The sequence below is a fragment of the Pseudomonas sp. GW821-FHT10B02 genome (genome assembly GCF_059415665.1).
Genome location: NZ_JBWKNR010000014.1, coordinates 1 through 24,066, shown reverse-complemented (window position 1 = coordinate 24,066; position 24,066 = coordinate 1). Strand labels below are relative to the sequence as shown.

The following is a 24,066-nucleotide window of genomic DNA, read 5'->3' as shown; positions in this document are numbered from 1 at the left end:
GCACAGACAGCCTGCGGCGGCTTTCGGAGTGCCTTGCGTGAAACTCAATGACAACAAGCTGTTCCGCCAGCAAGCCTACATCGCTGGGCGCTGGTGCGACGCCGATGATGGGCGCAGCCTGCAGGTAACCGACCCGGCCAACGGCGAGCTGCTGGGCAGCGTGCCGCTGATGGGCGGTGCCGAAGCGGTACGCGCCATCGAAGCCGCCGAAGCCGCCCTGGGCGACTGGCGCGCCCGCACCGCCAAAGAGCGTGCACAGATTCTGCGCCGCTGGTTCGAACTGCTGCTCGAACACGAGCAGGACCTGGCCCGGCTGATGACCTTCGAACAGGGCAAGCCGCTGCATGAAGCCCTGGGCGAAATCCGCTATGCCGCCTCCTTCGTCGAGTGGTTCGCTGAAGAAGGCAAGCGCGTCTATGGCGACGTGATCCCAAGCCCTGCCAACGACAAGCGCCTGCTGGTGATCAAGCAAGGCATCGGCGTATGCACCGCGATTACCCCATGGAATTTCCCCGCGGCGATGATCACCCGCAAGGTCGCCCCGGCCCTGGCGGCAGGCTGCACCATGGTGGTCAAACCGGCCAACGAAACGCCGTTCTGCGCCCTGGCGCTGGTCGAACTGGCCGAGCGCGCCGGTGTTCCCGCTGGCGTGTTCAGCGTGGTCACCGGTGATGCGCCGGCCATCGGCGCGCAGTTCACCGGCCACCCGTCGGTGCGCAAGTTGAGCTTTACCGGCTCCACCCCGGTCGGTCGCCTGCTGATGGGCCAGTGCGCTGAAACCATCAAGAAAGTCAGCCTGGAGCTGGGCGGCAACGCACCGTTCATTGTCTTCGCCGACGCCGGCATCGACGCCGCGGTCGAAGGCGCGCTGATCGCCAAATACCGCAACGCCGGGCAGACCTGTGTGTGCGTCAACCGCTTCTACATCCATGACAGCGTCTACGCGCAGTTCAGCGAACGCTTCATCGAACGCGTACGCCAGCTGGGTGTTGGCCATGGCAGCGCCGAGGGCACGCAGATCGGTCCGCTGATCAGCGACAAGGCGGTGGCCAAGGTCCGCAGCCTGATCGACGACGCGATCGGCAAAGGCGCCGAGCTGGTACTTGGCGGCCAGGCCCATGCCCTGGGTGGCAACTTCTTCGAGCCTACCGTGCTGACCAATGTCGGCCCGGGCATGGAACTGCTGGAAGAAGAAATCTTCGGCCCGGTGGCTGCGCTGGTGCGCTTCAACAGCGACGAAGAAGTCATTGCCCTGGCCAACGCCACCCAGTACGGCCTGGCGGCGTACTTCTACAGCCGTGATATCGCCCGGGTGTTCAAGGTCGCCGAGCAGCTGGAATACGGCATGGTCGGGGTCAACACCGGGTTGATCTCCAACGAGGTCGCGCCGTTCGGTGGCATCAAACAATCGGGCCTGGGCCGTGAAGGCTCCAAGTACGGCATCGAAGATTATCTGGAAATCAAATACCTGTGCCTCGCCGTCTGAGCGAGCGTCGGGTTCCGGGACGCGGCAGGGCCTGCCGCGCGCCCCTGCAGTCGAGGTGAATCATGGCCAACAAATACGAAATGTTCAGCGTGCAGGTAACCGACGTGCAACAGGCCACGCCGCTGATCAAGCGCTTCACCCTGGCCCGCGAAGACGGCGCGCCGATGCCCGCCTTCACCGGTGGCAGCCATGTCATCGTGCAGATGCAGGGCGCCGACGGCAGCCAGTTCAGCAACGCCTACTCGCTGATGAGCGACCCGCGCGACACCCGCAGCTACCAGATCGGCGTGCGCCTGGAAGAGCAGTCCAAAGGTGGCTCGGCGTTCATGCACCAGCAGGTTGCAGTCGGCACCCGCCTGACCATCTCCTCGCCCAACAACCTGTTCGCCCTGGACCCCAGTGCCGGTCGCCATGTGCTGATCGCCGGCGGCATCGGCATCACCCCGTTCCTGGCGCAACTGCATGAACTCGAAGGCGGCGCTGCCGACTACGAACTGCACTATGCCTTCCGTGCCCCTGAGCACGGTGCGTTCCAGGATCAGCTGGCCAGCGGACCGCATGCTGACAACACCCATTTCTATATCGACAGCCTTGATCGCAAGCTTGACCTGCACACGCTGTGCGCCGGCCTGGCTGACGATGCGCATCTGTACGTATGCGGGCCCAAGCCGTTGATCGATGCCGTGATCGCTGCTGCCGCCAAGGCCGGGATTGCCGAACAGCGCGTGCATTGGGAACAGTTCGCTGCCGCTCCTGTGACCGGTGCTGCCTTTACCGTGGTGCTGGCCCAATCGGGCATCGAACTGCAGGTGGAAGAAGGCATGACGATTCTGCAGGCCATCGAGAAATCCAAGGCCGCCAAGGTCGAGTGCCTGTGCCGGGAGGGTGTGTGCGGCACCTGCGAGACGGCGATCCTTGAAGGTGAGGCCGAGCACTTTGACCAGTACCTGAGCGATGACGAAAAAGCCGCGCAGCAGAGCATGATGCTGTGTGTCTCGCGGGCGCGGACGGCGCGGTTGGTGCTGGATTTGTAAGGCTTGTGCAATAGAGGCGGGGTTGCCCTTTTCCGGCCAAGTGCTTGTATTGGATCAATGGCCTGGTCCGATTTTAGCCTCGCACAGACAAGTCAACACGGGCCCTTTCGCCTGCAAGTATGCGAATGGGCCCGTATCGACAATCGAGGTTAATGTTATTTAGTGAGGTCAAAACTGCCTTCCACTTTATAATCTTTACCCGAAATATTTTGCGTAAAATCGAACCTGCCAGCCGCTTTTACTGGCTCAGAGCAATCCGTGATAATAAGTGCCAAATATATTCTAAAATTTTTATTCACTGATCTGTTAAGCATCGGAGCATGAAGCCAATTCGGCCATTGCTCGATTCGAAGTCTGAGCCAGCGATGAGTGTCTTCCCATCAGATTCGAGGCTGGCGGTTAATGCCAGATCGATACTGTCACCCAAAGCAATGCGTGCCCAACCTTCGTTTTCTCCAAATGCCTTGTCGGGGGTGCCATTAATACCGTACCGCCCCACCACTACGTCAGCTTCATCGCCTCCCAGGGTAGTACCGACTGCAATGATGTGCTTTCTGGAAGTATCGACCTGAACCTCAGTCCATTGGCCGCCAGAGCCACCAAATTCAGTTTTACTTATAACGAAGCCAGGAAGGTTTGAACCTAGGGGAGTAAACGCGATAATAAGCCCCTTGGCCAAGCTGTCATCTCCAGCGCAAACAATATTACCTTGGTCATCCAGTACGGCTAAGCTAGCAAGCCGTACATTAGCACCCAGATCAGTTATCAAATACCCATTTTTGCCAAATTGCGGATCCTCGGCACCTGTACTTTTTAGGCAAATGATGCAGGGATTTGACGTCTCGCCGGTATAAGCGCTGCCGCTCAGATAGATTTTCTTGTCGTTGATCAAAATGCCACTGATGCCGGTTTCCAGAGCTGAGGGAGCTGTTAGGTATTTGTAACCTACATTATTAAATTCCTCGTCCGGTTCTCCGTCGATATTAAATTTGAGCAAAACCGAGTGGGAGAAAGGATATCGATAGGTCACGTAGAGTTCGTTGCTCGCCAAGGCACTAGACTGGCGGGGGTTGTTGGTACTCTCATGCTTGGCTGACTGTTGTTTTTGGCCACTGCTCGGTGGGGGAGGAAGCTCAATGACCACATGACCTTCATGGCCAAAGCTTTTATCCAAGTTCCCCGATGCATTGAAGCGAGCCATTGCTGGGTAATAGGCCGCCGTTGATTCATTGTAGTAACTACCCATGACGATGATCCGTCCGTCGGCTAAAACATGCAGATTTTGGCCTGTGGAATTTGTGCCCTCCTTGAAGCTACCAACAGTAATACCCTTCGTTCCGAATTGCTCATCCAGTTTGCCTGAATTGTCGACACGCAGAAGAGCATAGCCCCAACCAGATCCAAGTTTTGCCTGGCCAATACACAACCTATCCGAGCCAAATTGAATGGAGGCTGAAATCTGGAATAGAGAATCATCTGGATGGGCGACTCCTCGATCGCCATAGTTTGGGTCCAGAAGAGCAGAAATCCGTTCTGAGTTCGTCATATCTATACCCTGCGAGTGATGAAAACGAGCATTCAAGGTAAAGGCGAAACTGGGACGTCGCTACTGGTAAAAATGCTAGGTCCAGCAGCATTCGGGTTCCATTTCTCGCGGGGTAAGCCCGCTCGCACCGGGACTGCTGGCACACCGTCAACCCAAAGTTGACAGCTTAGGTATACTGACAGGCTCTTGGCCCCGATCAGGACACCTGCCCCATGTTGGAAAACAGTTTCGCCTTCCGCCTCAAGGAACTGCTCGAGCATCACAAGCTGACCCTGCAAGCCGTGGGCACGGCCTTGGGGATCTCGCGCACCGCGGTGCACAAATGGACCCGCGGCGGCGAAATCGACTACGACAACCTGCGCAAGCTGGCAGACTTTCTCCAGGTCAACTGGATCTGGCTGCGCTACGGCGAAGAAGCCCTGCAGAACATCCAGCAGCCACAGGTGGTGGAGCTGCCGATGACCGACCTGCGCCGGCGCTACACCGCTGAAATCATGGAAAGCGAAACGCGCATGAAGCTGGCCCAGGAAGGCGCGCGCATCGTCACCTGGGAGTGGAACCTGATCAGCGACGAGGTCACCTACTCGCCCAACGTCGAGCAGGTCTATGGCTGGCCGGTGCATCGCAACGAAGACTTCTGGGCCCACCTGCCAGCCGAAGACGTCGCGCAGATGCAGGCCATGTATGCGCAGGCGGTGGCCGACGGCAGTGGTTGCGAGTGCGATTTCCGTATAACCCGCCCTGATGGCGAACTGCGCTGGATTTCCTCCCGCGCCACAGTGGTACGCGACAGCGCCGGACGCTCGGTGAAGATGGTCGGTATCAGCATGGACAACACCGAACGCCAGGTCGCCGAGCAGGCGCTGCGCAACAGCGAAGAGCGTTTTCGCGCGATCTTCGAACTGGCCTGGGGCGCCCTCGCCTATATCGACCCAGACGGCAGCTGGCAGCGGGTCAACAACAGCCTGTGCGAGCTGCTCGGCTACCGCCCTGAAGAGCTCTACGCCATGACCTTCCAGCAGATCACCCACCCCGACGACCTGGCAGCCAACCTGCAACTGCTGCAGCGTATGCTGGCCGGTGAAACCGAGCGCTATGAGGTGGAGAAACGGGTGCGCCGCAAAAACGGTGAGTACATCTGGGTACGCGCTCGCACTTCGTTGCAGCGCCGGGCCGACGGTGAGCCGGAACACCTGATCAGTGTGTTCGAAGACATCAGCGCCGAGCGCCAGCAGCACGAACGGCTGCAGGCCCATATCGCCGGTCTCGAAGCCAGGTTGGCGCAACGCGCCTGAGTCACTTCACGTTTATTGGGAGCGTAATGGATGCTGCCAGGTTCCTCATATCTTTCGGCCCGGTCCCTGCGCGTGGCCAGGCTGCGCGGCAAGGTCGGGCTGTATTTTGTCGCCGCCTTGTCGGTGCTGGCCGGCATGACCGATGCCATTGGTTTTATGGCCACCGGTGATTTCGTCTCGTTCATGAGCGGCAACACCACGCGCCTGGCGGTATCGCTGGGTGAAGGTGAATTCGCTCTGGTGCTGCGTATTGGTGTGGTGCTGCTGGCCTTTGTGCTGGGCAACGCCCTCGGCGTGGTCATTGCCCGCCTCACTGGCCGGCGCCCCTGGCCGCTGTTGTCGATCATCGCCGCCCTGCTGGCGCTGGCCGGCCTGTTGCCGCTGAGCTGGCAATTGCCGGCGTTGGTCGCGGCCGTTACCGCCATGGGCATGATCAACGCCGTGGTCGAAGAAGTGAACGGTTTGCCAATCGGCCTGACCTACGTCACCGGCGCGCTCTCGCGCTTTGGTCGCGGACTTGGCCGCGCGCTGCTGGGCGAACGCCGGCACGGCTGGCGGGTGCAGTTGATTCCCTGGACCGGGATGTTCGTCGGCGCCATTGCCGGGGTCTTGCTGGAGCAGGCTTTCGACCTGGCCGCCCTGCTGTTCAGCGCCCTGCTCGCTGCCGCCCTGGGGTTGATCTCGTTGAAGATCCCCCGGCGCTGGCAGCTCGGGTACATGCCCCGCTAGTGTTTACAGGCAGGTGGCCAATGCCGCCATACGACGCAGGGCGACACTGTCGTCCTTCTTGGCGTAGTAGCTGACAGCGGTGTTTGCACCTTGCGACTGGATGTCCGCGAAGGACTCCGCTTCACGCGTATAGACCGTAAAGCCGCCCTGCTTGCCTGGCTCCAGGTAACCACTGGCGTCGACGCCAAACACCGCCTCGTCCTGCCAGCCGAACTGGATGCACTGGGCAACGCGGTCGGCGGGTTTGCTCGAGGTGAAGCTTTTGTTCGGTGCCTGGGTCCGTGCCGCTTCCATGGCCGAAGAGGCACAACCGGCCAACAGTGCTGCAGCGACCATCGCCATTACTACCCGCATGACACACCCTCGTCGGAAAAAAAGCCGACTTTATCATTGCCGGGCCGCCAACGCCCGCGCCTCACACTGTAGCGATGATAAAGGTGCGCTTGAACGGAAACAGGGTGTGCCCGTCATCCTCGACCGGGTAGTGACTGTGCAACAGCTTCAGGTATTTGTTGAGAAAGACTTCGCGCTCGAATTCGCTCAACGCGTTAAGCACCGGCCGCAAAGCCGACACCTTGACCCAGTCGAAAATCGGCGAATTGCCTTCGACCACCTGCAGGTGCTCGGTTTCCCAGATATCCAGCTCACGGGTCAGCGGTGCCAGCAAGCGGTAATAGCTGTCCAGCGACAGTACATTGCGCGAAGCCATGAACTTGCGCAGCGCCAGGGTACCCAGAGGCAGACCGCTGGGCCCGGGTTCGCTCAAGGCGCGCAGCATCAGCTGGTACCAGGGTGCATCGCGCCAGTTGGGCATGTGCACGGCCAGACAGCCACCCTTGCGCAGTTGCTTCAGCAATCTCGGCAGCAGGCTTTCGTGGTCTTCGATAAAGTGCAGCACCGCAGCGGCAAACAGCAGGTTGGCAGGTTTTTCCGCCTGCCACTGGCTGACATCCGCGCTCAGCCAGTTGACCTTGATGGGCAAGGCTAACGCCTCCTGCAGCATCTCGACGGAGCTGTCGACACCAAACAGTTCAGCCTGCGGCCAGCGCTCGGCCAACAGTCGCGTGGCAATGCCGGTGCCACAGCCCAGGTCATAAATGCACTCGGGCGCCTGCAAGGGCAGACGCTCCAGTAGCTCGAGCACCGGCCGTTCACGCAGACGGGCAAATTGCAGGTAACTTTTCGGGTCCCAGGCGGTATTACCGCCGGGCACGGTGGTGCAGTGTTTAGCGATCATCTCAGCCTTCCTTTGCCTACGATCAATCCTGGTGTCCAATTGCATTCAATACCCTGAGCACCAGGGCAAACCCACGGCGGGTTTGCGGTTCTCGTAGTAGCAACAGCAGGCCATACAAACTAGGGGGTGTAGTTTCCTGACGGGTCTGGGCCTTGGCCAGGCGAATGGCGTTGCCAAGGTTCCAGGACAAGGCCGTGGCTTGTTCGAACTGCACCGAGAGTTTTTCAACCATGGCCGCATCGAGCAGGTCGACCAGATCGGACAGCAACGATGCCAGATCGACCAGGTTGTCCAGGCGACCACCATCGAGCAACGGCTGCAGTTTGTTCAAGAAGGCCTCAAGGCCGGGGTTTTCGCCCTGCAGGGCGAGCGTATCGGTCACTTCCATGTCAGTCAGCTCCTCCCGGTGTCGGGTCACAGCATGCCGCGCGCAACGGCCCAGTACAGGCCGCGGTTGAATCCATTCCTGAGCAGGCCACCGAGCTTGGTCGGCGGCGTCGGCAGCACATCGTGGCGGTAGTCGTAGGTCAACGGCATACCGGCGTTCAGGCCCATCTGCGCGGCGGCCTGGACCTTGCCGTCATACACCGCCACTGTGGTACCCAGGCGGATCTCGCCGGCAATGTTGTCAGCAATCACCGGCGCCTGGTTGTGGCAGGCACCACCGGCCTTGCTGACAGGCAGATCGACGGTGTCGCCGATCACATACACTCCATCCAGACCATAAACCTGCAAGGTTTCGTGGTTGGTCGGCAGCCAGCCTTCCTGGTTGGCTGCCTGCGACGCGCCACTTTCCCGCACCGCATCCACCGCGCGAATCGGCGGCGTGGCCATGAGGATGTCATAGGGTTGTGCATCACCTTCTTCCGAATAGGCGATGCGCTGGTCAGGATCGACCTTGCCGAGGGTGAAGCCGCGCTGAAACTGAATGTTCTTCTGGGCAAAAATGCCCGGCAGGATCTCACCGGTAGGACGCTGCAAGAACAGGCAATTGCGCAGCAGCTGTGCGGTGGTCGGGTAGGTATAGATGATCTCGACCTTGTCACGCACACCGCGGCGGCGCAGGTAGTCATCGAGCATCAACGTGGTTTCCACCGGCGCGATACCACACTGATGGGGCACGTTGGGGGTTTGCGGAAAGGACACGGTGATGAAGATCCGTCCCTTCTCGATTCTGGCCAGGCGTTGCGCCAGCTGACGCGCCGGCTCGTACTGGTAGAAATGATCACCGCCCTGCTGCAGCCCTTCGATACGTTCGGGTGCCGGCACGCATCCGGTGGCGATTACCAGAAAGTCATAGCCAAAGCGTTTGCCGGAACGGGTATGAAGCGTTTGACCGGCGAAATCAAAGCGGGTGACTTCCTGCACCTGAAAGTCGATTTCCGGGCGCAGCAATGAACGTTCGGGGCGCTTCAGTTCTTCCTTGAAGAACTGGTTGAAGGCCACGTACATGAAGGCTGGTTTGTAGTAATGATCAGGCGAATTGGACAGCAGCGTAATACGCACCTGATCGCGCAGTATCTCCGGATAGAGTTTGCCGACCAGTTGATTGGCGAGCATGGTGCCGCCGACCCCGCCTCCGACGATGAGAATATGGTTTGCCATACGCACGCTTCCCTGCGAACAAAGCCCTGACACTTCGAGGGCTATAGTTGGAGAAGCTGCGGTGATATGCCAATAACCCTTGGCTATATGGGTTAATTCGTTTTACTTGAATTTCGCCGAAGATGACCTCTGATACCGTATCAGATGACTAATAAAGGCCACATTGCATGTGCGGAAGACTCAGTCAGTACCGTGGCATTCACGATTTCGTCGACGCCCTGAGCATGCCCGGTGCCCTGGCCAATGAAGTCGGCGATCAGCCTTTGGCGCACTACAATGTTGCCCCCAGCAGCAACGTCGCTGTCCTGTCCGCGCACCGTGCCCATTGGTTGCGTTGGGGCTGGCGCCCGCACTGGGCCCATGACCGGGCAGCGCCGATCAATGCGCGGGTGGAGAAAGTCGCGCATTCACCGTTCTTCCGGGCGATCTGGGGGCACCGGTTGATCGTACCGATTGATGGCTGGTTCGAATGGGTCGATGAAGGCGAGGCAAAAAAACAGCCCTACTATATTCATCGCCGCGATGGCCTGCCGGCGTTCTGCGCCGGCATTGGCCAATGGGGTGTGGCCGAGGACGATGGTTTTGTCATCATCACCGCCGACAGTGTCGGCGGCATGGTTGATATCCATGACCGCAGGCCGGTGGTGCTCGCGCCGGCCCTGGCCCGGGATTGGTTGAACCCTGATTGCGCCAAGGGCCAGGCTGAACAGATGGTGCTCAACCTGGGTGAGCCGGCCGAGTCGTTTGCCTGGTATCGAGTGGATAAAGCGGTAGGTAATGTACGCAACCAGGGTGCAGAGTTGCTCAGGCCCATTGCGTAGAAGCGCTTACGCAAATCAATGAACCACCCTCCACTTTCTGCCAAACTTCCAGCCTTCAAGGATCGGGAAGACTGCATGAACCACGAATTGCTCTGGGTGCTCGGCCTGCTGTTTACCAGCGTGGTCTTGTTCATCGCCAACAAGCCACGCATGGATGTGGTCGCCCTGCTGATGATCGTGGCGTTACCACTGACCGGTATCCTCAGCGTCCAGGAAGCCCTGGCCGGTTTCAGCGACCCCAACGTGGTACTGATCGCCGCGCTGTTCGTGATCGGCGAAGGGCTGGTGCGCACCGGCATTGCCTACCGCATCGGCGAATGGATGGCCGATCGCGCCGGCAACAGCGAAGTGCGTTTGCTGGTGCTGCTGATGGTCTGTGTGGCCGGGCTGGGTTCGGTGATGAGCTCCACCGGGGTGGTGGCCATTTTCATTCCGGTGGTGCTGAGCATCGCCGCGCGCATGAAGGTCTCGCCCAGCCGGTTGATGATGCCGCTGAGTTTTGCCGGTTTGATCAGCGGCATGCTCAGCCTGGTCGCCACACCGCCCAACGTGGTGGTGCACAGTGAGCTGGTGCGCCACGGCCAAAGCGGTTTCAGCTTTTTCAGCTTTACCCCGTTCGGCCTGGTGATCCTCGCGCTCGGCGTCGGCTACATGCTGCTGACCCGCCACTGGCTCAGCGGTGAAGTGCGCAAGGACGGCAGCCCGCAAACCCGCCGCACCCTGCTTGACCTGATCATCGACTACAAACTCGCTGGCCGTGAACGACGCCTGCGGGTGCGCCCGGACTCGCCCTTGATCGGCCACAGCCTCAGTGAGTTGAAGTTGCGCACCGTGCATGGGGCCAACGTGGTCGGCATCGAACGTCAGCACAAGTTCACCACCCGGGTCATCAGCCCCGACTCCAGCACCACGGTGCATGAGGGTGATGTGCTGTTGCTTGATCTGTTCGCCCCGCGTGATGACCTGCGCAGTCTGTGCCAGACCATGAAACTCGAACCGCTGCACTTCAAGGCCGCCTATTTCATCGACCAGTCCCACGCCGTGGGCATGGCCGAAGTGGCGGTGGTGCCCGGCTCGCAGCTGATCGGCAAAAGCGTGCTGGAGCTGAACTTCCGCAGCCGCTGGGACCTTAACGTGGTCGGCCTGCGCCGCGGCCAGAATGCAATTGAAGAACAGTTGGTGGAAGAGAAGCTCAAGCTTGGCGACACCCTGTTGGTGATCGGCCCGTGGAAGTCGGTGCGCCAGTTGCAAGCGCAGCCCAAGGACTTTCTGGTATTGAGCCTGCCGGCGGAAGTCGACAATGTCGCCCCGGCCCTGAACCAGGCGCCCTATGCCCTGATCAGCCTGGCGGTGATGGTCGGCCTGATGATCAGCGGCGTGGTGCCCAATGTCATCGCTGCGCTGATCGCCTGCCTGCTGATGGGCGCCGGACGCTGCATCGACATGAACAGCGCCTACCGCGCGATCCACTGGCAGAGCCTGGTGCTGATCGTCGGCATGCTGCCGTTTGCCCTGGCCTTGCAGAAAACCGGTGGGATCGCCATCGCGGTGAATGTGCTGGTGCAGTTGCTCGGCGAGGCCGGGCCTTACCTGATCCTCGCCTGCCTGTTCGCCATTACCGCGATCATCGGTCTGTTCATTTCCAACACGGCTACAGCGGTACTGATGGCCCCGGTGGCGATCAGTACCGCTGAACAGCTGGGCGCCTCGCCCTACCCCTTCGCCATGATCGTCGCCCTGGCGGCTTCTGCGGCATTCATGACACCGGTTTCGTCACCCGTGAACACCCTGGTGCTCGGCCCCGGCCAGTACCGCTTTGCCGATTTCGTCAAAATCGGCGTGCCCTTCACCTTGCTGGTGATGGTGGTCAGCGTCTTCATGGTGCCGTGGATTTTTGCCCTGTGAACGCAGCGGCGTTTTGCTGCTTGAGGGCCACGGCGGCATTGCGCCAATCCTGCGCCCAGCCATCGAGCACCCGCTTGAGGTTCTCGGCGGTCATCACCTGATCGTCGTTCTCCAGCGGCAGGCCGGTGCCTTTGCGCACCACTTCGGCGACCACAGTGCGACTGCCGCCATCGAGGAACGCCGCTTCGGTGGCGATCACGCTGTCCAGGTCACGGATGCCGACGGCGCTGCTGACCCCTGCGGCCACCAGAGTCACCGGCAGATATTCATAGAAATGCAGTGACTGGGTGTGTGCGCTGACCGAGGTGATTGCCGGGCGTACGATCAAGGTGTTTGGCCCTGGCTGTTCGACCAGATTCAGCACCTTGCCCAGTTCGCGTTTAAGCGCTGCATCGTAATAGATGGTTATCGCTTTCAGGGTTGTCTCGGGGATCTGCGCGCTGGCCTTGGGTTGCGGGTAGAACTGGCTTGGCGCGATGTACACCTGGCTGTAACGTTCCATGCGCAGTTTCGGGCTGACCCAACGCAGCACCGAATCACCCGATGCGGTCTTGTGCTCGCTCAACTGGTCATAGTTGCGCAGAAAGCCGGAATACTCCTTGGGCGATACCCTGTTCTGGCTGCAGCCGACCATTAACAGCGACAGGCACAGTACCGGGGCAGAAATCAGTTTACGCATGACGAGTGTTCCCGGCCTGGTGGCGGATGGCCCTGGGGGCAGTACCGGAGCGATCGACTTGCAGCTGACCGTTGGCCATGATCCAGTGCACCAGCTCGGACAACGACACTTTGTAGCTGTATTCCATCCATTGGCTGTTGCTGGGACTGTACCGCTCGAAGTAATGGCTCAGAATCACATGTGTACCCTCGCGGCACAGGCCCAGGCGAGAGTCCTGGTAGCTGAGCAGCGCGTTGCGCCACAGATCCTGGGTGCGCAGGTCGAGGGTCAGGGATTGGCTGCAGTCAAGGCCGTCGATTGGAGGTTGTGCCGGCATGGAAGATTCCCTTGGTTTGGTCTGCCGACAGGATCGCCCAGGGCCTTTGCTGGCTGATGTCCGCTTTGTGTCGCGAATGCAGCTTTATTACATGATTGAAATATGTGACCGGCGCAGCAGAATAGTTTTAGATACGCACTTTTGACGCCCCACTGGACCTGATCGTGAGCAGACTGCTGATCGTCGATGACGATGTGGAAATTTGTGCCCTGCTGAAGAAGTTCTTTGTCATGCATGGCTACGAAGTCGACCTGGCCGCCAATGGCACGGCGATGTGGGCGGCTATCGAAAAACAACGTCCGGACACCATCATCCTCGACCTGATGCTGCCCGGCGAAAGCGGCCTGAACCTGTGCCAGAAGCTGCGCAGCAGCACCGGCATCCCGATCATCATGCTCACCGCCATGGACGAGCTGAGCGACCGTATCGTCGGTCTGGAGCTGGGCGCTGATGACTACGTGGGCAAGCCCTTCGACGCTCGCGAACTGCTGGCCCGCTTGCGTGCCGTGCAACGCCGCGCCGGCGAGCAGCTGCGCAGCCTCGGTGAGGACACCCGACCGCTGATCCGTTTCGACGACTGGCAACTCGATGTAACCCGCCGTGAACTGCGCACCCCGCAAGGGGTGATGGTGCCGTTATCGGCCGGTGAGTTCGATTTGCTTCTGGTGTTTCTCGAGCATCCGCAGCGCATCCTCACCCGCGAGCAGTTGATCGACCTGGCCCGTGGCCAGGGCCATGAAGCCTATGACCGCAGCATCGACGTGCAGGTCAGCCGCCTGCGCCGCAAGATCGAGCCGGACAGCAAGCGCCCGGCGCTTATCCGCACCGTGCGCAACGGTGGCTATCTGTTCGACGCCAAGGTCAGCCGCACATGATCCGCCTGGGCCTGCACCACGACGGCATCAGCCGGCGCATCGCACTGACCATCATTGCCGCCATGCTGATCTCGGTGGCGTTGAACATCCTGTTCGTGCAACTGGCCGGGGTCTGGGCACGACCGCCGCTGGAGAAAACCGGCCTGCTTGAACAGATCGCCGTCACCGCACGGGTACTGGAAGCCGCGCCAGCCGACAAGCGCATGCAACTGGCAAACGCGGCGAGCAACCCGATGCTGCATGTGCAGTGGAGCGCCCAACGTGACGCCCTCGCCTTGCCCGGTCCGGGTGAACAGGTAGCCCCGCAGGCGGTGCCGGCTCTGACGCAACTGCTGGCCACTGTTCCGCTGCGGCTGGAAGTCTACCAGCCCGCCGACTGGCCGGCCGACAACCCCGACGCGCACTACAAACTGGTCATGCAACTGGCCGACCAGAGCTGGCTGGCGTTCACCCCGCCTTATCGCAGCTGGGGCCTGAGCACCGGGATGCGCTTTACCATCATCGGTATCCTGGCACTGATTGCCGCGTTGTTGGTGGCCTGGATCGGTACCCGTCAACTGGCCGGCCCACTGCAGCGTTTCGCCCGTGCCGCGAGGCGTTTTGGCAGCGACCTGCGCGCCCCGCCGATCCGCCTGGAGGGCCCCCATGAGCTGCGCCAGGCCATTACGGCGTTCAACACCATGCAGGCGCAGATCCAGCACTTCGTCGCCGAACGAACGCAAATGCTGGCGGCCATTTCCCATGACCTGCGTGCGCCGCTGACGCGTATGCGTCTGCGTGGCGAGTTCATCGAAGATGCCGAGCAACAGCGCAAGCTGTTCCGTGATGTGGATGAAATGCAGAGCATGATCAATGCTGCGCTTGGTTTCTTCCGCGACGAAACCCACCTGGAAACGGCCACACCTTTCGACCTGGCCGAGCTCCTGCAAACCCTGGTCGACGATTACCGCGACCAGCAGATTGACGTGGATTTCGAAGGGCCGGCGAACCTGGTGTACCTCGGTCGACCGCTGGGCTTGAAGCGCGCAGTAACAAACTTGATAGAAAACGCCGTCAAGTACGCGCAGCCACCGTCGATTCGCCTGAGCAGCAATGCCCGCAGCCTGTTCATCGAGGTGCGTGATCATGGCCCGGGGATTCCGGATGCAGCGCTGGAGGACGTATTTGTGCCGTTCTTTCGCCTGGAAAGCTCGCGCAATCGCGACACCGGTGGCGTCGGTCTGGGCTTGCCGTCGGCGCGTACGGCGATTCGTGAACAAGGCGGTGAGCTGACCTTGCGCAATGCGCCTGATGGCGGGTTGCTGGCGAGAATCGTATTGCCGCGGGTCAACGACTGACCACAACAGCCGTTAACGCCCACTTAACGGCAGACCTCTACATTAGGGTTTCTTCCCTTCAGAACGTCGACTTTGGCTCACCTCGTGTGAGCCTTTTTTTTTGGGTTTTAGGCGGTGAGCTTATCCATTTGATGTAGCGCCGCTGCTGGCCCCTTCCGCCTTTACGGCGGCGCCTGTGCTGACGCATCTCCGAAATCAAATGCTGGCGGAGTCAGGCTGAGGTATCGCGGGACAAGCCCGCTAGAAGTAAGTACCGACTCGCTCCTGATCTTGATCTTCATGCGCGTAAGTACAGGCGCCGCGGACTGCGACTTCAGGAGGCAGAGTGGAGGTGCCTGTAGGGGCCAGTGCGTAGCACCTTCGGCGTAGCCGAAGAACGCGAGCCGTAGACTTGGCGCAGCAAGTCGTAGGCCGCGTGGCCCCGGAAGGTGCCGTAGCGAAGGGACCCGGAGCGCAGCGTAGGGCCGGATGCGGGAGCAAGCGGCTTTGCCTACTTTCCCCAAGAGGAAAGTAGGCCGCCGTAAAGGCGGAAGGGGCCAGCAGCATCACCATACAAAATGGATAAGCTCACAGCCTTAACATCCCAACCCAAGGACTCCCCAGGATTGCGTAAAGAAACCTTTCTTGCCTTGAGCACTCCGGAAACAAAACCCCGAACGGCTGGTCTGAGCCTGTACCCTCCCTACCGCTGTGCGGATCAAGGAACCACAGTGCTGAAACATCTGACCCGCTTCGCCGTGATCACCACGGTACTGGCCACCGCCGGTTGCTACTACCACGACTACGACCGCGACGATCATCGCTGGGACCGCGACCATCGCTACTCCCGCGATTGGGACGACGACCGCGATGACCGCGACCATCGCAAGTACAACAAACGCTATCGCGACGACGACCGTTATCGTTACTACGACAACGACCACCGTCGCGACCGGGATGATGATGACGACGATTAACCGCCTGTGGGAGCGGGCTTGACCCGCGATGCGATGTGACTGTAACTCCGCAATCGCGGGGCAAGCCCGCTCCCACCGACAGCACCGGCCTGGATCAGATTTCCCAGATCACGTTGACCGCTGCATAACGCCCTGGCTGGGTCAAACGGCCCAGGCCAGCGGCATCTTCATCACGGCCCTGAACGTCGCCCCAGTTCCAGTACTTCTTGTCGGTGACGTTGAACAGGCCGCCGTTGATCGACACTTGTTCGGTGACCTGCCACCAGGCGTTGAGGTCGAGAACGCCATAGCCCGGGGTCTCGAACTGACGGTCGATCAGCAAATCGGCATCGCCGGTATGGTCGACGCGGTCCTTGGCTTGCACCAGGGTCCAGGTCAACTGCCCGCCATAGATACCACTCGGGGCATCGTAACCCAGGCCAATGACCGCCTTGAGCGGATCGACACTATTGAGTGCCTGACCGGTTTCTTCATCCTTGCCACGGGCATAGGCAATCGAACCCAGCGCACGGGTACCGGCAGGCATGAAGGCGTCGAGCTTGATGTCACCTTTGGCTTCGGCGCCACGGATGGTGACCTTGCCCAGGTTACGGGGCTGGAAGGTCAGCAGGCCGGTGCCGTTAGGGTCCGGCACTGTATCGGTGGCAATGAAGTCCTTGTACTTGTTGTAGAACAGCGCAATACCGAAACTGCCCAGGTCATAGCGACCGCGCAGACCGAATTCATAGCTGTCGCTGGTTTCCGGTTTCAGGTCCGGGTTGCCAATCTGCTGGTAACCGAACTGCGGGTTGCTGAACTCACCGTACATGTTCACCGGGCTCGGCGCGCGGAAGCCGGCGGCGTATTGCCCGTACACGCTTTCATGCTCGGTCAACTGATAGGTGACGGCGAATTTTGGCGAGATGTGGTCATCGGTGATGCGCGACGGATCGGTTTCTGCCGGCAGCCCGTTGAGGAATTCGTCGGTGACGTGCGGGGTCTGACGGTAGTAGTCGTAACGCAGGCCTGGCAGCAGGGTCCAGCGGCCGATCTCGATATTGTCCTGAACGAACAGGCCCAAGGACTCGCTGGTCGGATCCGGGAAGTCGCTGACCGGGAAGTTTTCGGTGGCCGGCACGGTGGCGCCGGTGTCAAGGCGAACCTCCTTGCCCGTACGCAGGTTGCTGGCCTCGATGCGTTTGAGCTCAGCACCATAGATCATGTGATGGCGGGTTTCGCCGACGGCAAACTGCTTGTCCGCCTGGGTGTTCAGGCTCCACAGACGCTCGTCGTACTGCGAATCACGCGTACGCACACGATTGACCCGCGAGACGGTCTGGCGCTGTTGCAGGGTTTTCTGCTTGTTGCTGCTTTCCTGGTAGTTGAGCTGCCATTTCAGCTGGTCGGCCAGCAGGCTGTCGAGGCTCAGGGTGTGCTCGAGGCTGTAGCGGTCACGGTCAATGCTGTCCTTCGATTGCGAACCGAGGATGGCCGGGCTGGTGAGGGTGGCCCGTGAAGTGATGTCGCTCAGCAGGTTGCTGTTGGCGTCGTCCTGATAGCGCTCGTAGGTGAACTGCAGGCGGTCGCCTTCGGCATAGTCCCACCCCAGCTTCGCCAGCAGGTTCTCGGTGGTGTAGTCGAGCGGGTTGGCCTCTTCTCGCGAGCTGCCGACGCCACCGTTGCCACCCCAGGTGTCGGTGGACTGACCGTCACGACGGCCCAGGTGCAACAAACCGTCAACCGTGCCGCTGCGCCCGGCGAAGGTAGCGCTGCGCTGCCAGCTGTCATCGCTGCCGTCGTAGCCAGTTTTGAATCGTGCGTACGTGTCGTCGCCCTCTTCGAGGTAGTCGGCGGCATCCTTGGTCAGGAAGCTGACTGCACCGCCGATCGCATCGCTGCCGTACAGCGAAGACGCCGGGCCGCGGATGATTTCCACCTGTTTGATGGTGTCGAGATCAACGTAGTTGCTGCGCACGTCCTGGAACGGGCTGAAGAAGTTGCTTTGCGGAACCCGCACACCATCCACCTGGGTCAGCACGCGGTTGCCGTCGATGCCGCGGATGTTGGCACCCGACAAGCCGAAGCGATTGCCGGTACCACTGACCGAAACACCCGGCTCGTAGCGCACCAGATCCTTGAGGTTCTTGTCGTTGTGCTGATCGATTTCACGTTCGTTGTGCACCGACACCGTGCTGGGCACCTGCAGCAGGGTTTGCTCGGTACGCGTCGCGGTCACGCTGACGGTATCGAACTGGGTAACGGGCTCGGCAGCCAGGGCCAGCGATGGCGAGAGCAGCAGCAAGGCAAGCCAGGAACGCTGGGGGAATGGCGGGCGGATCGACATCTAACTTGACTCCTATGGTCAGCCCCGTGCGTTAACCGTCGGGGCTGGCGGGGATGTGTTGGATTTTGTTTTGGGCTCAGCAATGCCCCTTTCTGTGAAGGGCCTTTACTGCAAATGCTTCTCAATGGCAGCGGAGGCGACGATAACCAGCTTGACTTACAAATGCAAATTATTACCATATGCATTCATATTCAATAAGAACTAGATCTGCATGAAACACCCTTGGGGCTACCTGGTGCTGTCGGTTGCGCTGCATGTCAGCGCGGGCTGGCTATTGCACTCGCTACGGGCAACGCCCGAGCCCCTGGCGTGGCAAGCGCCGATGGCCATTCAACTGGTCAGCCTGGCGCAAGCCGTCGAGCCTGCACCTGCACAGCCTGCTCGCCCGCAAGCACCACCACCTCAAGCCGCAGCGCCAGCGCCGGCGCCGCTGAAAGCGCCAGTGCTGCCAAAGCCGGTGCCCCCAGCCGCCAAACCACTGCCGGTAAAAAGCCAGCCTGCAATCGTCAAATCAGCGCCCGCGCCACGCCCCGAGTCACGCACCAGCCAGACCGCCGTTGCGTCAGCAGCATCGCGCCAAACCACCAGCAAACCGGTATCGCCACCGGTAAACAGCCCCAGCACGCCCGCCCCTGCTGCGCCGCCGATCTCGCCAGTGGTCAGCCTGCGCCCCAGTTTTGTCAGCCCTCCGCCGCCACCTCGCTACCCGTCGCAGGCCCGTCGCCGCAACCAGCAAGGGATCGTCCGTGTCGAGGTGTGCCTGGACGAGCACGGCAAGCAACTCAAACTCACGCTGGTGCGCTCGTCGGGGGTGACAAGCCTTGATCAGGCCGCCCTCGAAGCCGTGACCCAGTGGCGCTTTCGTCCCGAAATAGTCGATGGCCGGGCCGTGCCCAGCCGTGTGGAAATACCAATAGAATTCGCCCTTACGGCGAACCGATGACCCTGAAGGAGTTCACCATGACCGCCCCAACGCTCGCCCTGGCTACCGGACCTGAGCTTTACCAGCAGTGGCAACAACTGCGCACCGAGCAATCGGGCCTGCGCGCCCGCGATGCCGCCGCCAAGCTCGGCGTCAGCGAAGCCGAACTGACCGCCAGCCGCCTGGGCGTCGATACCGTGCGTCTGCGCCCGGAGTGGAAGACACTGCTGCCTGCACTGGGCGAGCTGGGTTACATCATGGCGCTGACCCGCAACGAACACTGCGTGCATGAGCGCAAAGGCGTGTATCACGAGGTGACCATCATGGGCAGCGGCCAGATGGGCATGGTGCTGTCACCGGACATCGACCTGCGCCTGTTCCTCAGCGGCTGGGCCAGTGTGTTTGCCGTCGACGAAAACACTGCACGCGGACCGCAGCGCAGCATCCAGATTTTCGACCGCCAAGGCACCGCCGTGCACAAGGTGTTCCTCACCGCCACCAGCGAAGAAGCCGCCTGGGCGCCTTTGGTTGAACGTTTCCGTGCCGAAGAACAGAGCGTCGAGCTGGACCTGCAACCGCTGCCAGCCGCCAAGCTCCCGCGTGCGGACAGCGAAGTCGATGCCGACAAGCTGCGCACTGAGTGGTCCGCCCTGCAGGACACCCACGACTTCTTCGCCCTGCTCAAGCGCAACGACGTAGCGCGTACTCAGGCTTTGCGCCTGGCCGGTCATCAATGGGCTGAACCGCTGGCCACCGTCGAGCTGACCAACCTGATTGAAGAAGCCGGCCAGCGCGAAGTTCCGATCATGGTGTTCGTCGGTAACCAGCACTGCATCCAGATCCACTCGGGCCCGGTCAGCAACCTGCGCTGGATGGACACCTGGTTCAACGTCCTCGACCCTGCGTTCAACCTGCACCTGAAAACCACCGGCATCACCGAACTGTGGCGTGTGCGCAAGCCAAGTGTCGACGGTATCGTCACCAGCTACGAGGGCTTCGACGCCAACGGCGAACTGGTCATCCAGCTGTTCGGTGTGCGCAAACCAGGTGTGCCGGAGCGTGATGACTGGCGTACTCTGGCAGAATCCGCGACTCCGATGACCGTCTAAGGAAGCACCTAGATGCGTAAGAAAATCCTCCTGGCCTGCGCTGGCTTGCTGTTCAGCCAGCTGGCCAGTGCCAGCGATGCCCTGCCCCAGCGCTGGGTAAGCGCTGGCGGTGCGTTCAGCGAATGGGTTGTAGCCCTGGGCGGCGAAAGCAAGCTGGTCGGTGTCGACAGCACCAGCCAGTACCCGCGCTCGTTGCACAGCCTGCCCGGCATCGGTTACCAGCGCGCGCTGGCGGCCGAGGGCATTCTGGCTCTGCGTCCGGACATTCTGGTCGGCAGTAGTGAAATGGGACCGCCGCCTGTTCTGGAACAACTCAAGGCGTCGGGTGTACGCATCGAGTTGTTGTCGGCCAAGGCCGATGTGCCCGCCTTGCAACAAAACCTGACAACGCTGGGCCAATTGCTGGGCCAGCAGAACCAGGCACAGGCCCTGCTGAGCAACTACCAGCAGCGTCTGCACCAGCAGGCCGCCGTGGTCAAACAGGCCCGTCAGCAACACCCGGCACCACGGGTATTGCTGTTGCTCAGCCATTCCGGGGGCAACCTGCAGGTGGCTGGCAAGGACACCCTGGCGGCCTGGATGATCGAGCAAGCCGGTGGACAAAGCCTGGGCGAACACACTGGCTACAAGCCAGTGTCCAGCGAAGCCATGCTGGCCCTCGATCCGCAGGTGATTCTCCTGGCCGGTAGTCGCCTGCAAGGCGACGCAGCACGTAACGCGCTGCTTGAGCAGAACCCGGTACTGGCGCAAACCCAGGCCGGTCGTGACGGTCGTGTGCTGGTGATCGACCCGACCCTGCTGGTGGGTGGCCTTGGTCCGCGGGTGCCGGATACCCTGGCGACGCTGACCGCAGCCTTCTATCCGCACGCCAAGACGCTGAGCGCCGAGGCTGGCCAATGACGGCAATTGTCCGACCGCGGCCGATGCTGCTCGCTCTGGGACTGGTGCTGGTGTTGGTGGTCTGGTTGTCGCTGGCCCTCGGGCCGGTCAGCCTGCCTTTGGGCGAAACACTGAAGGCCGGGTTACGTCTGATCGGCCTGCCGCTGGAGGGCGACGCCACACAGCAGGCAGACCTGATCCTCGGTCAGATCCGCATGCCGCGCACCTTGCTCGGCATTGCTGTCGGTGCGGTGCTGGCGTTGTCCGGGGTAGCCATGCAGGGGTTGTTCCGCAACCCCTTGGCCGACCCGGGCCTGGTCGGCGTATCGGGCGGCGCAGCGCTGGGAGCGGCCATCGCCATCGTCGGCGGTAGTCTGGTCGGCGGACTGCCGGCGGCCATCGAGCCTTATGTACTGTCGGTGTGCGCCTTCGCCGGCGGCCTGATCGTCACGGCCATCGTCTACCGCTTCGGGCGCAGCAATGGCCAGACCAACGTCGCCACCATGTTGCTGGCCGGAGTGGCGATGACCGCCATGGCCGGTGCCGGGGTGGGTCTGTTCACCTACCTGGCCGATGACGCCACCCTGCGCACCCTGACCTTCTGGAACCTGGGCAGCCTCAACGGCGCCAGCTACCAACGCCTGTGGCCGTTGTTGATTGTCGCCGTGGCGGTTGCCTTGTGGTTGCCGCGCCGCGCCGCTGCCCTCAACGCGCTGCTGCTGGGGGAATCGGAGGCACGTCACCTGGGCTTCGATGTCGAACGGATCAAACTGGAGCTGGTGTTGTGCACCGCCCTGGGCGTCGGTGCCGCGGTTGCGGCAGCGGGGTTGATCGGTTTCATCGGCCTGGTGGTACCGCACCTGATGCGCTTGCTGGTCGGCCCGGACCACCGGGTGCTGCTGCCCGCATCGTTGCTGGCTGGCGCGGGTCTGTTGCTGTTGGCCGATCTGATCGCACGCCTGCTGTTGGCACCTGCCGAGTTGCCGATCGGCATTGTCACGGCCCTGATTGGCGCGCCGTTCTTCCTCTTTTTGCTGGTACGGGGGCGCACCTGATGCTTGAAGCAGACAACCTGCTGGTACGCCGCGGCCAACGCACGGTCCTGGCCAATATCGACATTCAGTTGCCGCCTGGGCAAGTGCTCGGCGTTCTCGGCCCTAACGGCGCGGGCAAGAGCACCCTGCTGGCAGCGCTGTGCGGTGAGTTACCGATCACCGAAGGCAATGTCAGCCTTGATCAACGCAAACTTGCCGACTGGCCCGGCCAGGAGCGTGCCAAGCGCCTGGCGGTGCTGCCGCAGAGCTCAAGCCTGAACTTCGCCTTTTCGGTCAATGAGGTGGTCGGCATGGGGCGCCTGCCCCACGCCAGCGGCCGCGTGCGCGATGCCGAAATCGTCAGCGAAGCGCTGGCGGCGGCTGACGCCTTGCACCTGGCGCAACGCAGCTACCTGGCGCTGTCCGGTGGTGAGCGGCAACGCGTGCACCTGGCCCGGGTACTGGCCCAGCTCTGGCCCGGCGCCGAGGGGCAGACACTGCTGCTCGACGAACCGACATCGATGCTCGACCCGTTACACCAGCACACCATTTTGCAAGCGGTGCGCGACTTCGCCGAACGTGGCGCGGCGGTGATGGTGATCCTCCACGACCTCAATCTGGCGGCGCGCTACTGCGATCAACTGCTGTTGCTGCAAGACGGCCTGCCTCACGCCTATGGCCCACCGTCAGAGGTGCTGACCGCCGATGCCCTGGCGGCGGTGTATGGACTGCAAGTGCTCATTCACCAACACCCGGAACGCGGCCACCCGTTGATCATCGCGCGCTGAAACCGCCCCCTCATCCTGCCGTGATTGAGGGGTAACTCTTTAGCAAGGAATCCCGATGCGCCTTCTGTTGCTCTGCCTGGTCAGCCTGTTGGCGGCCTGCCAAACCCGAGACGTACTGCCACCACCGGCCCCGATCGCGCCACAGGGGCGCGATCACGCTGAACTTGGGGTGATCCGCGAACTGGCCAGCGGCCGGACCCTGACCCCACAAGAGCTGGTTCAGCGCCTGGCCGCCGCGCCACGGGTGCTGGTCGGCGAACAACACGACAACCCTGATCACCACGCCCTGCAACTGTGGCTGCTGCGCGAGTTGGCCGGCCAACGGCCGCAAGGCAGCTTGCTGATGGAGATGCTCAACCCGGACCAGCAGGACAAGGTCGATGCAGCGCAAGCCGCGACCCGTGCCGGGCAACCACCGAGCGATGCGTTCCAGGCCCTGGCCTGGCAGGCCAACTGGGACTGGGGCGTGTACGGCGCGCTGGTCACCTATGCCCTGCACCAGCCGTATCCGTTGCTCTCGGCCAACCTGAATCGCTCGCAGATCATGCAAATCTACAAACAGCGGCCAGTGCTCGAAGGTGCAGCGTCCACCCGTCCTGAAGTGCAAGCCACGCTGCTTGAGGATATCCGCGAGTCGCATTGCGGCTTGCTGCCCGAATCGCAGATGCCAGCGATGCTCGCTGTGCAGCAGCAGCGCGACCGGCGCATGGCCGAAAGCCTGCTGGCCGCACCTACGCCTGCCGTGTTGCTGGCCGGGGCCTTCCATGTACGCAAGGATCTGGGAGTGCCGCTGCACCTGAGCGATCTGGGTGCGGGCGAAGGTAACCAGGTGCTGATTCTGGCTGAGGTGGGCAAGACGGTGACTGCCGAAAGTGCTGACTATGTGTGGTATACGGCGGCACAACCGGTTCAGGATCATTGCGCCAAACTGCGTCGTTGACTTGGATGCCTGTACTCCTTTTTTGAGATTCTTCGCGGAATCCCGGGGGTATGATCGTTGGGTTGTTGAGGCTGTGAGCTTATCCATTTTGTGTGGTGACGCTGCCGGCCCCTTCCGCCTTTACGGCGGCCTACTTTCCTCTTGGGGAAAGTAGGCAAAGCCGCCTGCTCCTGCATACGGCCCTACGCTGCGCTCCGGGTCCCTTCGCTACGGTGCCCTCCAGGGGCATCGCGGCCTACGACTTGCTTCG

At 61.5% G+C, this 24,066-nt stretch carries 23 protein-coding genes; 15 read left to right on the top strand and 8 right to left on the bottom strand.

Annotation, left to right across the window (positions count from 1 at the left end):
* Positions 1–37: 37 nt before the first annotated feature.
* Both AC07OF_RS20335 and AC07OF_RS20330 read left to right on the top strand, forming a co-directional pair.
* Complete coding sequence (locus AC07OF_RS20335) at positions 38–1,486, top strand: NAD-dependent succinate-semialdehyde dehydrogenase (RefSeq protein ID WP_157193159.1); 1,449 nt, start codon at positions 38–40, stop codon at positions 1,484–1,486.
* Between the two features lie 62 nt (positions 1,487–1,548).
* Complete coding sequence (locus AC07OF_RS20330) at positions 1,549–2,520, top strand: PDR/VanB family oxidoreductase (RefSeq protein ID WP_157193160.1); 972 nt, start codon at positions 1,549–1,551, stop codon at positions 2,518–2,520.
* 295 nt (positions 2,521–2,815) lie between these two features.
* On the opposite strand, the gene AC07OF_RS20325 is transcribed toward AC07OF_RS20330, so the two are convergent.
* On the bottom strand, positions 2,816–4,066 hold the full coding sequence (locus AC07OF_RS20325) for an NHL repeat-containing protein (protein WP_157193161.1): 1,251 nt from the start codon (positions 4,064–4,066) through the stop codon (positions 2,816–2,818).
* Positions 4,067–4,278: 212 nt separating this feature from the next.
* Between AC07OF_RS20325 and AC07OF_RS20320 the strand changes: the two genes are divergently transcribed.
* The gene (locus tag AC07OF_RS20320; protein ID WP_157193162.1) at positions 4,279–5,361 is read left to right on the top strand and encodes a helix-turn-helix domain-containing protein; all 1,083 of its coding nucleotides are present in this window, start codon (positions 4,279–4,281) and stop codon (positions 5,359–5,361) included.
* Between the two features lie 30 nt (positions 5,362–5,391).
* Entirely contained in the window at positions 5,392–6,090 is a 699-nt protein-coding gene (locus tag AC07OF_RS20315; RefSeq protein WP_157193163.1) for a YoaK family protein, read from the top strand.
* A 3-nt stretch (positions 6,091–6,093) separates the two neighbouring features.
* Here the strand turns inward: AC07OF_RS20315 and AC07OF_RS20310 are convergent, their stop codons facing one another.
* The 4 genes from AC07OF_RS20310 to AC07OF_RS20295 form a co-directional block, all read right to left on the bottom strand.
* The gene (locus AC07OF_RS20310) at positions 6,094–6,444 is read right to left on the bottom strand and encodes a hypothetical protein (protein ID WP_038612659.1); all 351 of its coding nucleotides are present in this window, start codon (positions 6,442–6,444) and stop codon (positions 6,094–6,096) included.
* A gap of 61 nt (positions 6,445–6,505) precedes the next feature.
* Positions 6,506–7,327, bottom strand: coding sequence for a methyltransferase domain-containing protein (locus AC07OF_RS20305; protein WP_495073374.1), 822 nt, complete (start codon positions 7,325–7,327; stop codon positions 6,506–6,508).
* Positions 7,328–7,349: 22 nt separating this feature from the next.
* Positions 7,350–7,715: a DUF1641 domain-containing protein gene (locus AC07OF_RS20300; RefSeq protein ID WP_051939449.1), complete on the bottom strand. Its 366-nt coding sequence runs from the start codon at positions 7,713–7,715 to the stop codon at positions 7,350–7,352.
* Positions 7,716–7,741: 26 nt separating this feature from the next.
* Complete coding sequence (locus AC07OF_RS20295; RefSeq protein ID WP_476446714.1) at positions 7,742–8,932, bottom strand: NAD(P)/FAD-dependent oxidoreductase; 1,191 nt, start codon at positions 8,930–8,932, stop codon at positions 7,742–7,744.
* Positions 8,933–9,099: 167 nt separating this feature from the next.
* Here AC07OF_RS20295 and AC07OF_RS20290 point away from each other — a divergent pair, with 167 nt between their 5' ends.
* Positions 9,100–9,753 carry an SOS response-associated peptidase gene (locus AC07OF_RS20290; protein ID WP_495073373.1) on the top strand — a complete coding sequence of 218 codons (654 nt, stop codon included), beginning with the start codon at positions 9,100–9,102 and terminating at the stop codon, positions 9,751–9,753.
* A gap of 75 nt (positions 9,754–9,828) precedes the next feature.
* The gene (locus tag AC07OF_RS20285; protein WP_495073372.1) at positions 9,829–11,658 is read left to right on the top strand and encodes an SLC13 family permease; all 1,830 of its coding nucleotides are present in this window, start codon (positions 9,829–9,831) and stop codon (positions 11,656–11,658) included.
* Here AC07OF_RS20285 and AC07OF_RS20280 read toward each other — a convergent pair.
* Together AC07OF_RS20280 and AC07OF_RS20275 are read right to left on the bottom strand one after the other, a co-directional pair.
* Complete coding sequence (locus AC07OF_RS20280) at positions 11,630–12,337, bottom strand: DUF3313 domain-containing protein (RefSeq protein ID WP_191832405.1); 708 nt, start codon at positions 12,335–12,337, stop codon at positions 11,630–11,632. The two genes, AC07OF_RS20285 and AC07OF_RS20280, sit on opposite strands and share 29 nt — an antisense overlap.
* A complete protein-coding gene (locus AC07OF_RS20275; protein ID WP_051939453.1) occupies positions 12,330–12,653 on the bottom strand; it encodes a hypothetical protein in 324 nt (107 codons plus the stop codon). Before AC07OF_RS20275 ends, AC07OF_RS20280 begins: the two co-directional genes overlap by 8 nt.
* 164 nt (positions 12,654–12,817) lie before the next feature.
* Between AC07OF_RS20275 and AC07OF_RS20270 the strand changes: the two genes are divergently transcribed.
* The 3 genes from AC07OF_RS20270 (at position 12,818) to AC07OF_RS20260 (ending at position 15,821) form a co-directional block, all read left to right on the top strand.
* A complete protein-coding gene (locus AC07OF_RS20270; RefSeq protein ID WP_038612674.1) occupies positions 12,818–13,528 on the top strand; it encodes a response regulator in 711 nt (236 codons plus the stop codon).
* Complete coding sequence (locus AC07OF_RS20265; protein WP_038612677.1) at positions 13,525–14,865, top strand: ATP-binding protein; 1,341 nt, start codon at positions 13,525–13,527, stop codon at positions 14,863–14,865. Before AC07OF_RS20270 ends, AC07OF_RS20265 begins: the two co-directional genes overlap by 4 nt.
* A gap of 710 nt (positions 14,866–15,575) precedes the next feature.
* Positions 15,576–15,821, top strand: a complete 246-nt coding sequence (locus AC07OF_RS20260; protein ID WP_495073371.1) for a hypothetical protein — start codon at positions 15,576–15,578, stop codon at positions 15,819–15,821.
* A gap of 94 nt (positions 15,822–15,915) precedes the next feature.
* Here AC07OF_RS20260 and AC07OF_RS20255 read toward each other — a convergent pair whose 3' ends face one another.
* Positions 15,916–18,144, bottom strand: coding sequence for a TonB-dependent hemoglobin/transferrin/lactoferrin family receptor (locus AC07OF_RS20255; protein WP_157193169.1), 2,229 nt, complete (start codon positions 18,142–18,144; stop codon positions 15,916–15,918).
* Positions 18,145–18,355: 211 nt separating this feature from the next.
* On the opposite strand from AC07OF_RS20255, the gene AC07OF_RS20250 reads away from it, so the two are divergent.
* Genes AC07OF_RS20250 through AC07OF_RS20225 form a run of 6 tightly spaced genes read left to right on the top strand, consistent with a single transcriptional unit; the run spans position 18,356 to position 23,816 of the window.
* Positions 18,356–19,087 (top strand): energy transducer TonB, encoded by a 732-nt coding sequence (locus AC07OF_RS20250; protein WP_157193170.1) that lies wholly within the window; start codon positions 18,356–18,358, stop codon positions 19,085–19,087.
* A 17-nt stretch (positions 19,088–19,104) separates the two neighbouring features.
* Positions 19,105–20,175, top strand: a complete 1,071-nt coding sequence (locus AC07OF_RS20245; protein ID WP_495073370.1) for a hemin-degrading factor — start codon at positions 19,105–19,107, stop codon at positions 20,173–20,175.
* A 12-nt stretch (positions 20,176–20,187) separates the two neighbouring features.
* The gene (locus AC07OF_RS20240; protein ID WP_157193172.1) at positions 20,188–21,075 is read left to right on the top strand and encodes a heme/hemin ABC transporter substrate-binding protein; all 888 of its coding nucleotides are present in this window, start codon (positions 20,188–20,190) and stop codon (positions 21,073–21,075) included.
* A 50-nt stretch (positions 21,076–21,125) separates the two neighbouring features.
* Entirely contained in the window at positions 21,126–22,109 is a 984-nt protein-coding gene (locus tag AC07OF_RS20235) for a FecCD family ABC transporter permease (RefSeq protein WP_167335147.1), read from the top strand.
* Positions 22,109–22,876, top strand: coding sequence for a heme ABC transporter ATP-binding protein (locus AC07OF_RS20230; RefSeq protein WP_157193173.1), 768 nt, complete (start codon positions 22,109–22,111; stop codon positions 22,874–22,876). The genes AC07OF_RS20235 and AC07OF_RS20230 overlap by 1 nt, the downstream gene beginning before the upstream one ends.
* Before the next feature lie 55 nt (positions 22,877–22,931).
* Positions 22,932–23,816 carry a ChaN family lipoprotein gene (locus AC07OF_RS20225; RefSeq protein WP_495073369.1) on the top strand — a complete coding sequence of 295 codons (885 nt, stop codon included), beginning with the start codon at positions 22,932–22,934 and terminating at the stop codon, positions 23,814–23,816.
* The last annotated feature ends 250 nt before the right edge of the window (positions 23,817–24,066 follow it).